This window comes from Ochrobactrum sp. AP1BH01-1 (assembly GCF_018066705.1).
Lineage (GTDB): Bacteria > Pseudomonadota > Alphaproteobacteria > Rhizobiales > Rhizobiaceae > Brucella.
In genome coordinates this window covers 135,943-148,423 of sequence record NZ_JAGPOU010000006.1, presented here as the reverse complement: position 1 = coordinate 148,423, position 12,481 = coordinate 135,943, and the positions used below count along the sequence as shown (strand labels likewise).

Sequence of the window (12,481 nt, the reverse complement as noted above, 5' to 3'; positions counted from 1 at the left end):
CTGCAACCGGCGAACACTATACCTTAGGGGCGGGATGCAGGTTTACTCCAACAAGGGGCCAGAGCGGTTCTGCTTAATATGGAATCGCAGAACCGCTCTGCGTTTTCTGGTGGAAAAGCTCAGCCTGCGTCCGACGTGAAACCGGCACCCTCGATACCGGCGATGGCTGCAATTTCGTCATTGTCCGATGTGTCGCCGGAAATGCCGACTGCGCCGAGAATTTCGCCGCTTTCGTCCTTGATCAGAACGCCGCCCGGCACCGGCACGATCTTGCCGCCCGACACGCCTGACAGCCCCTCCAGAAAGTGTGGACGATCTTTGGCCTGATTGTTCAGCCAGCGCGAGCCGGTGCCGACCGCAAGCGCGCCGTAGGCCTTGCCCGAACCGATCTCGAAGCGGAGCATGGAGGCCCCGTCCTGACGCTGGAAAGCCTTCACATGGCCGCCGGCATCAAGAACGCAAACAGCAAGCGGCTTCAATTTCAGCTCGGCAGCCTTGGCAAAAGCACCGGCGATGATCGTATTGGCTCGTTCGAGCGACAGTGACGGCATGGTTGTCTCCTTAGATATAGCTAAATGTAGTTTAGCGATCATGGCCGAGGATGCACATTCCAATGCTGCTACTGGCCGGAAAAACACTTTATCGATTTTCATGAAGACGGCTGAAGCAATGCGGCAAAGCTTGCCAAGGCCAGAAATTTGGTCTTTTGTTGCGCAACATTTTATGGAGGAAAGAATGTCCGAACCGAAAGCCATCGTCATCGCCAGCGCGGCCCGTACCGCGGTGGGCGCTTTCAACGGTGCGTTTGCCAATATCCCGGCGCATGAACTGGGCGCCACGGTCATCAAGGGCGCGCTGGAACGTGCCGGTGTCGACGCAACGGATGTGGACGAGGTTATTCTCGGACAGGTGCTGACGGCAGGTGAAGGGCAGAACCCGGCACGGCAGGCGGCGATGGATGCCGGTTGCCCGAAGGAAACCACAGCGTTTTCCATCAACCAGCTATGCGGCTCCGGTTTGCGGGCGGTTGCGCTCGGCATGCAGCAGATTCTCTCCGGCGATGCGAAAATCGTCGTGGCGGGCGGGCAGGAATCCATGTCCATGGCGCCGCATTGCGCGCATTTGCGTTCGGGCGTGAAGATGGGCGACTTCAAGATGATCGACACCATGCTGAAAGACGGCCTGACCGATGCCTTCAATGGCTATCATATGGGGATCACCGCCGAAAATATCGCCCGCCAGTGGCAATTGACCCGCGCCGATCAGGATGAATTCGCATTGGCCTCGCAGCAGAAGGCAGAAGCCGCCCAGAGCGCCGGAAGGTTCGAGGATGAGATCGTTCCGGTTACTGTGAAAGGCCGCAAGGGCGATGTGGTTGTCTCAGCGGATGAATATATCCGGCCCGGCACGACGATGGACGCATTGGCCAAGCTCAAACCGGCCTTCGACAAGGAAGGAACGGTTACTGCCGGCAATGCATCCGGCATCAATGATGGCGCTGCCGCAGTTGTCCTGATGGATGCAGACGAAGCCGCCAAACGCGGCGTGAAGCCGCTCGCACGTATCGTTTCCTGGGCGACAGCCGGCGTCGATCCGGCGATCATGGGAACAGGTCCGATCCCGGCTACCAAGAAGGCGCTCGAAAAGGCGGGCTGGAGCGTTGGCGATCTCGATCTGGTGGAAGCCAATGAAGCCTTTGCAGCGCAATCATGCGCTGTCGTGCGCGATCTCGGTCTCAACCCGGATATCGTCAACGTCAATGGCGGAGCAATCGCCATCGGCCACCCGATCGGCGCCTCAGGCGCACGGGTGCTGACAACGCTGCTCCATGAAATGCAGCGCCGTGATGCCAAGCGGGGTCTGGCGACGCTTTGCATCGGGGGCGGCATGGGGATTGCCTTGTGCGTCGAGCGCGACTGATTTTCTCCCTCATCGGAAAAAGGCGGGCGGAGAATTAACTCCGGCCGCCTTTTTCTTTCCGCAATGGGGCGTTTGAAATCGGTGACGTCGGCATGATGGAATTGCCGTAAACGTTAACGAAAATCGGTTGAAACGGCTATCAAGCCGCTTCAGGCTTGGTTTTCTAGCGCTAACAACAGGCATCGACCACCATATGTTGTGAGAACAAAGGGAGAAAACTTGCAAATCAGCGATTCGTCGCCGATTCGTTCCGGCTTTGGCCTGAAGGTTAACGAAAACCGGGTTTTCGCTCGTTCCGGCATTAACGAAGTATCAGTAACGATTAAGATTTTCTGAGGAATCCCGTTGTCGTGGATCAGTCTGTTGACAGGTTTTGCCAAAGGTTAACGACCCCCGCCATTTCGCGTCAGGAGAACACCGAAAAGCGGAACATCTGATTCATTATGTTGTGGGCGTGCGTGTCAGGCTTACTATATGTTGCCGTGAACAAATGGCGAAGCTCTCGGAGTCAGCGATTCGTCGCCGATTCGTTCCAGAGTCGTTCCAATTGTTAATCGACAAGTTATTGACCGACTTCACATCAGCCATCGACATATCGGCGATTGGCCCATACTTAAACTTTAACAGGAGCGCTTTCGGTGCAGGTCGTATAGTGCTATCGCAGAACCAGCATCCAGCCCGTGAAGGGCGCTTGTACCGGGAATCCGATTATTGGCATGAACCAACTCCCTGCCCATGATTTGCCGCTGACCCTGAGTGGCCGCGATGTGACTGCGGTGCTTGGGCCGACCAATACTGGCAAAACGCATCTCGCCATCGAACGCATGCTGTCGCATGGAAGCGGCATGATCGGCCTGCCGCTGCGCCTGCTGGCGCGCGAGGTCTATAACCGCGTCGTGGAACGGGTCGGTGCAGCCAATGTTGCGCTGGTGACGGGCGAGGAAAAGATCGTGCCGCCAGGTGCGCGCTATTCCGTCTGCACCGTCGAGGCCATGCCCCGCCGCACCGATGTGGCATTCGTCGCCATTGATGAGGTGCAGCTCGCCGGTGATCTTGAGCGCGGCCATATTTTCACCGACCGTATCCTGCATCTGCGCGGGCGGCAGGAGACGCTGCTGCTCGGTGCCGGGACCATGCGCGGGATTCTGGAAAAGCTACTCCGCGGCATCAATGTGGTGACGCGTCCGCGCTTGTCGCATCTGGCCTATGCCGGTTCCAAGAAGATTACGCGCCTGCCCAACCGTTCCGCCATCGTCGCGTTTTCCGCCGACGAGGTTTATGCGATTGCCGAACTGATCCGCCGCCAGCGCGGCGGGGCCGCAGTGGTCATGGGCGCGCTCAGCCCCCGGACCCGCAATGCCCAGGTGGAGCTTTACCAGTCGGGCGACGTCGATTTTCTGGTGGCGACCGATGCCATCGGCATGGGGCTCAATCTGGATGTGGATCATGTCGCATTCGCACAGAACCGCAAATTCGACGGTTATCAGTTCCGCGATCTGACGCCTGCCGAAGTGGGGCAAATCGCCGGGCGCGCGGGCCGGCATCTGCGTGACGGCACATTTGGCGTAACCGGGCAGGTGCATCCTTTCGACGAGGAACTGGTCGAACGGGTGGAAGCGCATAATTTCGATCCGGTGAAGGTTCTGCAATGGCGCACGGCGCGTTTCGACTTTTCGTCGCTCGATTCCCTGCGATATTCTCTGGAAACGCCTGCGCCGGTCGAAGGGCTGGCCAAGGCTTTGCCCGCTGTCGACCAACAAGCGCTTGAAAATTTGTCGAAAGACGAAGAGATTGTGCGGCTTGCGACGACACCGGCGCGGATCGAGCTTTTGTGGGACGCCTGCGCGCTGCCTGACTATCGCAAGATCGCGCCGGCGCAGCATGCCGATATCATTGCAACCATCTACCAGGATCTTGTCCGCCGAGGGAGCGTCGATGAAGATTATATGAGCGAACAGGTGCGCCGCGCCGACAGCACAGAGGGGGAAATCGACACCCTGTCGCATCGCGTGGCGCAAATCCGCACCTGGACTTTTGTGTCGCACAGGCCGGGATGGCTTGCCGATCCGACACACTGGCAGGAAAAGACGCGCGAAATTGAGGACAGATTGTCCGACGCGCTGCATGAAAGGTTGACGAAACGCTTTGTAGACCGCAGGACAAGCGTGCTTATGAGGCGCCTGAGAGAGAATGCCATGCTTGAAGCAGAAATCAGCCCGGCCGGAGACGTGATTGTCGAAGGCCACAATGTCGGGCAACTGGAAGGATTCCGTTTTACCGCTGACGTTCAGGCCGAGGGGCCGGACGCCAAGGCGGTGAAGTCGGCTGCACAAAAGGCGCTGGCCGCCGAGTTCGAACGTCGCGCGGAGCGCTTTGCTGCTGCGCCGAACGGCGATTTCGCGCTGGGCTCGGATGGCGTCATGCGCTGGGTTGGCGCAACGGTCGCAACGCTGGTTGCGGGCGATGACCTGCTGAAGCCGCGCGCAGTGATCCTGGCCGACGAACAGCTCACGGGAGCAGCGCGCGATAAGGTTGCCGCGCGCATCGACCGTTTCGTCGCACATCATATCGAGACCGTTCTGAAGCCGCTTACCGATCTGGCTGCCGCCGATGCCCTGACCGGCATGACGCGCGGTCTCGCATTCCAGATCGTCGAGAATCTGGGCATTCTTCCGCGCCGCGATGTGGCGGAGGAAGTGCGCGGTCTCGATCAGGATTCACGCGCGGCACTTCGCCGCCTTGGTGTGCGTTTCGGCGCCTATCACGTTTTCATGCCCATGCTGCTGAAGCCCGCTCCCGCTGGTCTCATCACGTTGCTCTGGGCACTGAAGAACGATGGTCGCGAACGCGCCGGTTACGGCGATGTCGTGAATGTGCTGGCCGCTGGCCGCACCTCGGTCGTGGTCGACCCGGCGTTCGATCCGATGTTCTATCGTCTGGCAGGCTATCGCGTGCTTGGCCGCCGCGCCGTGCGCATTGACATTTTGGAACGTCTTGCCGATCTCATTCGCCCCGCGCTCGCCTGGCGTCCGGGTTCCGGTGCGCGTCCGGATGGCGCTTATGACGGCGGACGCTTCATCGTCACGCCCGCCATGATGTCCATTCTGGGTGCGACGACCGAGGACATGGAGGAAATCCTGCGCAGCCTCGGTTATCGCCATGAGGCGATGGAAGCGGCTGCCGTGACGGCGAAGCTTGCCGAGCTAGACGCTTTCGCGGCTGAAGCTGCCGCCAAGGAAGCTGGCATTTCGCCGGTTGCAGAAGCCGAAAAGCCCGCTGTCCCAGCCGCAGAACCCGTACCTGCGCCGGTTGTCGCTGCTGAGACAGAAACCGAAGCCAAGGTGGACGAAGCTGTTCCTGCGGCAGCGGAAGCGGCACCTGTTGGTGAAACAGCAGAAGCGGCGGCTGAAGAGCCAAAGCCCGTTCTTCTCTGGCGTCAGGGTCGCTTCGAGGGCCGCAACCGTAATCAGGATCAGAACCGTCAGCGTCAAAATCGCGGCAACCAGAATCGTGGTCATCAGAACCGTGATCAGGGTGGCGAGGCACGCAAGTCCGAAGGCGCAGAGCAGCAGGCTCGCAACGATCGCGGCGGCAAGCGCTTCGACAAGCAAAAGCGTCATGACGGCGAGAACAAGCGTGAAGGTGCCAATAAGGGTGAGTTCCGCGGCGGCAATCAGCGTCAGCAGAAGCGCGATCACAGCCATCCGGCTGGCAAGCGCGTCGAGCAGGAGCGTCCTGCGCGCATCGATCCCGACTCGCCTTTCGCCAAGCTTCTGGCTCTGAAAGAACAGATGAAGAAGTAATATGGCCGCGGAAACAGGCGCTAGACAGCGAATCGACAAGTGGCTGTTCTTTGCGCGCGTGGTCAAATCAAGATCGCTGGCGGCGAAACTCGCCGTCGGCGGCAAGGTCCGGGTCAATCGTGACAAGATCGAGCAGGCTGCCCATCAGGTGAAGGTTGGCGACGTACTGACCATTACGCTCGACCGGCGCATTCTCGTCTACAAGATCCTTGCTCCGGGAGAGCGCCGGGGGCCGGCGCCCGAAGCCCAGCTGCTTTATGAGGATCTTTCGCCGCCGGTGCCAGCTTCGGCGGGGGTACCCGAGGCAGCAACGCCTCAGCGCGAGAGCGGCGCGGGAAGGCCGACCAAGAAAGAGCGGCGCGAAACGGATCGTTTGCGCGGAAACTGACATGGACGTGTTGCCGCAGGCCAGTTGCGACGGTGATGGAAATTGCTCACCGAACCGTTTCGGAGAAAGCCTTTTCCATCTGAAAGGCGTCAAACGAAATGCTGTTTCAGATGTGCTTGACTTCGTGATATTGCGGCGTTTGTACCCTTGTCATGGCAGGATAAAATCGTTACCTCACGCATTGTCATAAAAGGGCATGGGCTGATACCCGCAACCATTTCCGTGCACAGTGACTTCGTGGCGAGATATTCCAAAACCTCAAGCCGGTTGCTGGCCGGTTGTTGGCCGATCGTCGGCTTGTCGGAATATCGGCGCAAAGCTGTAGGATAGATAAGCTGCCTGTTCAGGAATTCGGGCGGCAACAGGAGTTCGACGATGACGTATGTCGTGACCGATAATTGCATTCGCTGCAAATATACGGACTGCGTCGAGGTCTGCCCGGTCGATTGCTTCTACGAAGGCGAAAACATGCTCGTCATCAATCCCGACGAGTGCATCGACTGCGGCGTATGTGAACCGGAATGCCCTGCCGAGGCGATCAGCCCCGACACCGAGCCGGGCCTCGACAAGTGGCTGGAACTGAATACGGAATATGCGGCAAAATGGCCCAATATTACCGCGAAGAAGGACGCCCTTCCGGAAGCCAAGGAAATGGATGGCGTGGCCGGCAAGTTGGAGAAGTATTTCTCTGCAGAGCCGGGTAGCGGCGACTAATACCGTCAGGTATTGCAGCCGTTCCTTCCGGCTGCAGAAAGCTGGACCGTATATATATAAGTATCTCGTTGTTCCAGAAGGCTTCGCACTTCTGGAACATGACCATTCATCCTGTTAAGACTGACAGGATGCCAGACATTACGGAAAAGCAGGATTTATCACTTGCATTTTCTGCAATGCACCGGCAAAAGACGAATAAAATCACGGGAAAACGCCCATCTTTTAGGTGTGTTGCGTTGCCAGATACGGCATATCTGGCAATTTGTTGATTCTTGCGCGAAATTGTGTTAGGTTGTCACAATAATTTCGGTGACTGGACGTCAAGTCGTGGCGCTATGCGTTAATCTCTGAAAGGGCTGATCTTTAGTACCGGGCTGAATGGCACCGGGGAAGATGATTGCGATCTGGCGTCGTCCCCCTCACCGTACACCCGGTTGGTTAGATTTGCCGTCAGACACGTTTTCAGTTGCAAACCGACAAGCAACGTCCGTGCTTCATTTCCTCGGAGCGCGGTCGAACATCATGTGTTAACCGGCGGGTCGCGCCGGGCACAACAGGGAGTAATGAAGCGTATGTCATCCCAGCAGAAAAAGTCTCCAGTAGCGCGTGGCGGTTTCAAGGCCGGTGAGGCCATCGTATATCCGGCTCATGGCGTTGGCCAGATCGTGACGATCGAAGAGCAGGAAGTGGCAGGTCACAAACTCGAACTTTTCGTGATCGATTTCGAAAAAGACAAGATGCGCCTGAAGGTGCCGGTTGCCAAGGCCGCTTCCATCGGCATGCGCAAGCTTTCGGAGACCGATTATGTTGAACGTGCTTTGAAGGTCGTACAGGGCCGCGCACGTGTGAAGCGCACCATGTGGTCGCGCCGCGCGCAGGAATATGATGCAAAGATCAATTCCGGCGACCTGATCTCGATTTCTGAAGTCGTTCGTGATCTTTTCCGCGCTGAAAACCAGCCGGAACAGTCCTATTCGGAACGCCAGCTTTACGAAGCTGCCCTTGATCGCATGGCGCGCGAAATCGCTGCCGTGAACAAGCTCTCGGAAACCGAAGCTGTCCGTCTCATCGAAGCCAATCTCGCCAAGGGACCGAAGCGCGGCAAGGCCGACGCCGAGGCTGACCTCGACGACGATGAAGTCGAAGCCGCATAAGCTTTACTTACCTTTCTTTCAAAAAAGCCCGGCATTTCGCCGGGCTTTTTATTTGCATCGGCAAGAAAAGCCGAGGCTGCGCCATCTTTATGGAAGCTGCCAGCAATATTCTTTGGTTAAACTTTTATTGAGTTTTGCAATCAACGGTTAACCCTTCCAGTCATCATCGTGCAAAGTCGAAGATTTATCCTGATTGGGAGGGAACTTGATCGCGCCTGATGCGTTCTCCCAGACACCAGTTCGTAAACGGGTTTGTTTTGTGGCGTAATCATTTTGGCCAAAGAATGGGCCTGGCGGGGAGTTTTGGGCGAGTTCGCTAGTCGTCCAAGGAGTCTTTGTGGGACTGGCATATCCTTCCACTGAACGCCCGACGGGCGTGAGTTCAGAACAGGAGAACCAGATGAAGCAGTCATCCATGAGCAGTTCTTCCGCAGTTCCGGCCAATCGCATGCCTATGGTTGCACGCAGTCTCCCGGCGACAGCAGCCTCTTCCCAATCCATGATCCGCAGCGCGATGTCGGCTCCTTATCTGGAGCGCGAGGAGGAACGCGACCTCGCCATCCGCTGGAGGGAGCTGAAGGACCAGGAAGCTCTGCACCGCATCACATCGGCCCATATGCGGCTGGTCATTTCGATGGCGGGGCGCTTTCGCAAGTTCAAACTGCCGATGAACGATCTCATTCAGGAAGGCTATGTGGGCCTTCTGGAAGCTGCCGCGCGTTTTGACCCAGAAAGAGAAGTGCGTTTCTCCACCTATGCATCGTGGTGGATCCGCGCATCCATGCAGGATTATATCCTGCGCAACTGGTCCATCGTGCGCGGCGGTACGAGTTCGGCACAGAAGGCGCTGTTTTTCAACCTGCGCCGGTTACGTTCAAAACTGGCCCAGTCCGACGACACCATGAGCAAGGCCGAGATCTATCGGGAGATTTCCGATCAGCTCGGCGTTTCGACGAGCGATGTCGAGATCATGGACAGCCGGCTGTCAGGGCCGGACAGTTCGCTTTCGGCGCCTGTGAACAGTGAAGAGTCGGGTGCGTCGCGCCGCATGGATTTTCTGGTCGACGATCATCCCTTGCAGGACGAAATCGCCGAAAGCTCCATCGATATGGAGCGCCGTAACCGTTGGCTCAATGTGGCGCTCGACACGCTGAACGAGCGCGAACTGCACATTATCCGCGAGCGCCGCCTCGATGACGACGGTGTTACGCTCGAAGCTTTGGGTGAAAAGCTCGGCATCTCCAAGGAACGTGTGCGGCAGATTGAAAGCCGGGCCATGGAGAAGTTGAAGATCGCCCTGTTGAGCCAGCACGAACTGGCAGCCTATCAGGCGTAAATCGTTACGGTCAGGGCAACAGAAGAAGAGGGGCCGGATGGCTCCTCTTACTTTTGTGGTTCGGTGCTCTTGCCTTCGAGCCGGGAGGACCAGTCCTCTACCTTCCGGTTTTCAAGACGCCGGATCGCGTAGCGTTTCCAGCTGTCGGCGAGGTGTGAAAGCTCCGCCATCGATGCCAGTTCGTCGTAATTCAGCGTATCGACATACAGCAAATGCCAGATACGATGCAGCGTCCATTCCGGTGAAAGCCGGTCAACGAGCAGCATTCGGTCTCCGGCTTCCACGTGGCCTTCTTCAAGGATACGGTAATACCAGCCAGTCCGTCCCGTCTTCTGAACGCGGACCGCCATATCTGCGGTTGCAAAGCGTTCGTTCAGCTTCCAGCAAGGCTGGCGTCCCTGCGACACCTCCACAAGCGCACTGCCCAGGCGAAACCGGTCGCCCACGGCGACATTGTGTTCGTCGAGGCCTGACGTGGAGATGTTTTCGCCGAAAGCGCCCCGAGCGTCTAGACGCGGATTATCGCCGATCTCTTTTCGCCAGATGGCATAATGATCATGCGGATAATGATGCAGTGCCTTTTCCGGCCCGCCATGCACCTTTCGGTCGCCCTGCGCGTCGCAATCCAGTCCTTCCAACGCCACACGGATCTTGCCGGAAACCGGTTGCTTGTTGATGCCGCTTGGAACGCCGCGGCTCCCGAGAGGAGCGACTTTTCCGGCAAGGACCGAGTGGACAAATATTTCCGTCATAGGCATTACTCGCTGATCAGCTTGACGCGGTCGCCGACCGAAACCGTGGCGCCTGCCGACATGGCATTGAGAAGACGGAACAGTTCCAGCTTGCGGGTCGTGCCCTGCATGCGCGCTGACAGGCTGGCCATCGTATCGCCCGGCTTTACCGTTACGACGCGGATGCGAAGCGGCTTGATGGAATTCTGTTCGGCAGGCGACAGCAGGCGGAAGGACTGCGTGACGGTTCGTGAAGCGGGCAGAAGCGCGTTGCTGCCTTTCGGAGCAGCCGTCAGGAAGCGATAGACCTTGTTGTTGGCACCGATGACCACGATGTCGAACTGCCAGCGGTCGGCGCTGGCGCGCGCGGTTGCGGCGGGCAGACCGTTGATGGTGGTGGTCTGGATCGAGCTGTCGTCGAGGCCGGTCACCCAGCCGGAGCGGATATAATCGGCTAGGTTTGACCCAGCCGGAAGAGATGCGCCATCGAAGCGAATGGCAACTTCGCCGGGACCGCTTGCCATGACCGCATTGGCCGAATTGTCGATGCTGAAGCCATCCGGCGCCCGGAAGGTAACGCCGAGTTTTGGATGGATGAAGGTCTGCTCGCGCACATAACCTTCATTGGGCGAGTCGCCATAAAGCAGGCCGTCTATGCCGTCGAGGAAGGAATCGCGATCGGTCGTGCCGACACCCGGTGCGCCGATGCGGCGCGCATGGCCAAGCGCAAGCTGGATGCGCTGCGGTGTTGCCGGGTGGCTCGCAAGAAAGTCAAGGCTGGCGTCGGTCGCGCCTGAAACCGAGCGAAAGCCTTGATAGGCTTCCATCGACTGCAGGAAACGGGCCGAAGCGAAGGGATCGTAACCAGCCTCGCCAATCATCTTGATGCCGATGGCGTCCGCCTGCAATTCCTGATTACGCGAGAACTGGGCAAGCCGCAGCTTGCCGCGCAGCGCTTCCTCGCGACTGGCGGATTCGTTGTGCAGCACCTCGCTGGCGACGCGTCCGGCAATCGCGGTCTCTGCTTCCTTTTCCTGCCGCAAGATGCCGTGGTTGGCGATGACATGGCCCATTTCGTGGGCGATCACGGCCGCGACTTCGGAAGAGTCGTTGGCGAGCGCAAGCAGGCCGCGCGTGACGTAGAGATAACCGCCAGGCAATGCGAAGGCGTTGATATTCGGACTGTCGAGAATGGTGATGCGGTAGGTCTGATCCGGCTTGTCGGTAACGGTCGTCAGCTTGCCGACGATTTTCGCCACCATGCGCTCAAGCTTCTGGTCCTTGTATTCGCCGCCATAGGTCGCGAGGATGCGCGGATGCTGCTGGGCGCCGATTTGTGCCAGCCGGTCATTGCGCGTCACATTGTCGACCGTCACAGGATTGTCGGAAGGCTGCAGCCCCAGATCCTTGCTGGAATTGATCGACTGGCAACCTGAAATCAGGGCGATTGCCAGCAGGCCAATACCGATGGCCGGTTTCCGCCAATTTTGCTGCGTCCATTCTGGCAGGGAGATAGGTGAACACAGGAAGGCCCGGGAACGGGTCGATTGACGGAACAGTATTTTATCCTCGCTTCTGAATCAGAATGGATGATCCGGGACAAATCTAGCCACAGACCTGAAAGCGCACAAGAATCTGTAGCCGGTTCTTCCGGTTGATTGCGAACAAAATATGTCCGCAACCGTAACTCTATTTGAGGCCCGACCCCAAACTGCGCTTTTCGCCGATATAGTGCCGCAGTGCTTCCGGTCCAGTCGGTGAAAGCAGTTGAGCTGCGGGGCCGATGGCGGAAATCCTGCCACTGTCGAGAAAAAGCAACACTGCATCGAGATAGAGCGCATCTTCGGGTGTGTGGGTCACCATCAGCACGGTCATTCCGGTTTCGAGCTGAAGCTCTTTCACCAGATCCAGCATCTGGTGTCGCAGTGCCGGGCCAAGCGAGGCAAAGGCTTCATCAAGGAGCAAAACGGGCCGTTGTCGGATCAGTGCGCGGGCAATCGCCACACGCTGGCGTTCGCCGCCGGATAATGCTTCCGGCTTGCGCTGTTCCTTGCCGGTCAGCCCCACTCGTGAAAGGGCGGTTGCAATGTCTGCCCGGTCTTGCGCGGTGAGCCTGAGGTTCGGGGAGCGCCCGAGGCCGACATTCTGTTCGACGGTCAGGTGGGCGAACAGGTTGTTTTCCTGAAACACCATCGAGACGGGCCGGTCTGCAGGCGAGAGCGCGGTTACATCTGCGCCTCCAATGAGGATGCTGCCCGATTGCGGAAATTCAAAACCGGCAATCAGGTTGAGAAGCGTTGACTTGCCCGAACCGCTTGGCCCGACAATGGCAGCAATGACACCGCCTTTTATCGCCGCATCGAAATGCATGGCGGTTTCGCCATAACTGAAATGAACGTCATCGAGGCGGATTTCGGCAAGGGGGTCCATCGGGG

General features: G+C 58.3%; 10 protein-coding genes. 6 read left to right on the top strand and 4 right to left on the bottom strand.

The features are described 5' to 3' along the window. Window positions 1-119: 119 nt before the first annotated feature. The gene (locus J9800_RS20480) at window positions 120-551 is read right to left on the bottom strand and encodes a GlcG/HbpS family heme-binding protein (protein ID WP_114216927.1); all 432 of its coding nucleotides are present in this window, start codon (window positions 549-551) and stop codon (window positions 120-122) included. Between the two features lie 184 nt (window positions 552-735). On the opposite strand from J9800_RS20480, the gene J9800_RS20475 reads away from it, so the two are divergent. From J9800_RS20475 to J9800_RS20450, 6 genes are all read left to right on the top strand, one after another. Then, window positions 736-1,920 carry an acetyl-CoA C-acetyltransferase gene (locus J9800_RS20475; RefSeq protein WP_114216926.1) on the top strand — a complete coding sequence of 395 codons (1,185 nt, stop codon included), beginning with the start codon at window positions 736-738 and terminating at the stop codon, window positions 1,918-1,920. A gap of 716 nt (window positions 1,921-2,636) precedes the next feature. Continuing rightward, on the top strand, window positions 2,637-5,723 hold the full coding sequence (locus tag J9800_RS20470) for a helicase-related protein (RefSeq protein WP_114216924.1): 3,087 nt from the start codon (window positions 2,637-2,639) through the stop codon (window positions 5,721-5,723). A gap of 1 nt (window position 5,724) precedes the next feature. Continuing rightward, window positions 5,725-6,111 (top strand): RNA-binding S4 domain-containing protein, encoded by a 387-nt coding sequence (locus J9800_RS20465; protein ID WP_114216923.1) that lies wholly within the window; start codon window positions 5,725-5,727, stop codon window positions 6,109-6,111. 375 nt (window positions 6,112-6,486) lie between these two features. Beyond that, complete coding sequence (gene fdxA / locus J9800_RS20460) at window positions 6,487-6,825, top strand: ferredoxin FdxA (RefSeq protein WP_006467781.1); 339 nt, start codon at window positions 6,487-6,489, stop codon at window positions 6,823-6,825. 572 nt (window positions 6,826-7,397) lie between these two features. Next, on the top strand, window positions 7,398-7,979 hold the full coding sequence (locus tag J9800_RS20455; RefSeq protein ID WP_006471273.1) for a CarD family transcriptional regulator: 582 nt from the start codon (window positions 7,398-7,400) through the stop codon (window positions 7,977-7,979). Window positions 7,980-8,379: 400 nt separating this feature from the next. Beyond that, entirely contained in the window at window positions 8,380-9,315 is a 936-nt protein-coding gene (locus J9800_RS20450) for an RNA polymerase factor sigma-32 (protein ID WP_112591324.1), read from the top strand. A 47-nt stretch (window positions 9,316-9,362) separates the two neighbouring features. On the opposite strand, the gene J9800_RS20445 is transcribed toward J9800_RS20450, so the two are convergent. From J9800_RS20445 to thiQ, 3 genes are all read right to left on the bottom strand, one after another. Next, the gene (locus J9800_RS20445; protein WP_114216995.1) at window positions 9,363-10,067 is read right to left on the bottom strand and encodes an MOSC domain-containing protein; all 705 of its coding nucleotides are present in this window, start codon (window positions 10,065-10,067) and stop codon (window positions 9,363-9,365) included. Window positions 10,068-10,072: 5 nt separating this feature from the next. Beyond that, a complete protein-coding gene (gene cdlP, locus J9800_RS20440) occupies window positions 10,073-11,554 on the bottom strand; it encodes a cell division protease CdlP (RefSeq protein WP_112591326.1) in 1,482 nt (493 codons plus the stop codon). 181 nt (window positions 11,555-11,735) lie between these two features. After that, the gene (thiQ, locus tag J9800_RS20435; protein ID WP_114216994.1) at window positions 11,736-12,476 is read right to left on the bottom strand and encodes a thiamine ABC transporter ATP-binding protein; all 741 of its coding nucleotides are present in this window, start codon (window positions 12,474-12,476) and stop codon (window positions 11,736-11,738) included. Between the last annotated feature and the right edge of the window lie 5 nt (window positions 12,477-12,481).

Excerpts from the sequence above, each read along its gene's own strand:
- J9800_RS20480 (WP_114216927.1), bottom strand. The coding sequence starts at position 551 with ATGCCGTCACTGTCGCTCGAACGAGCCAATACGATCATCGCCGGTGCT.
- J9800_RS20475 (WP_114216926.1), top strand. The coding sequence starts at position 736 with ATGTCCGAACCGAAAGCCATCGTCATCGCCAGCGCGGCCCGTACCGCG.
- J9800_RS20470 (WP_114216924.1), top strand. The coding sequence starts at position 2,637 with ATGAACCAACTCCCTGCCCATGATTTGCCGCTGACCCTGAGTGGCCGC.
- J9800_RS20465 (WP_114216923.1), top strand. The coding sequence starts at position 5,725 with ATGGCCGCGGAAACAGGCGCTAGACAGCGAATCGACAAGTGGCTGTTC.
- fdxA (WP_006467781.1), top strand. The coding sequence starts at position 6,487 with ATGACGTATGTCGTGACCGATAATTGCATTCGCTGCAAATATACGGAC.
- J9800_RS20455 (WP_006471273.1), top strand. The coding sequence starts at position 7,398 with ATGTCATCCCAGCAGAAAAAGTCTCCAGTAGCGCGTGGCGGTTTCAAG.
- J9800_RS20450 (WP_112591324.1), top strand. The coding sequence starts at position 8,380 with ATGAAGCAGTCATCCATGAGCAGTTCTTCCGCAGTTCCGGCCAATCGC.
- J9800_RS20445 (WP_114216995.1), bottom strand. The coding sequence starts at position 10,067 with ATGACGGAAATATTTGTCCACTCGGTCCTTGCCGGAAAAGTCGCTCCT.
- thiQ (WP_114216994.1), bottom strand. The coding sequence starts at position 12,476 with ATGGACCCCCTTGCCGAAATCCGCCTCGATGACGTTCATTTCAGTTAT.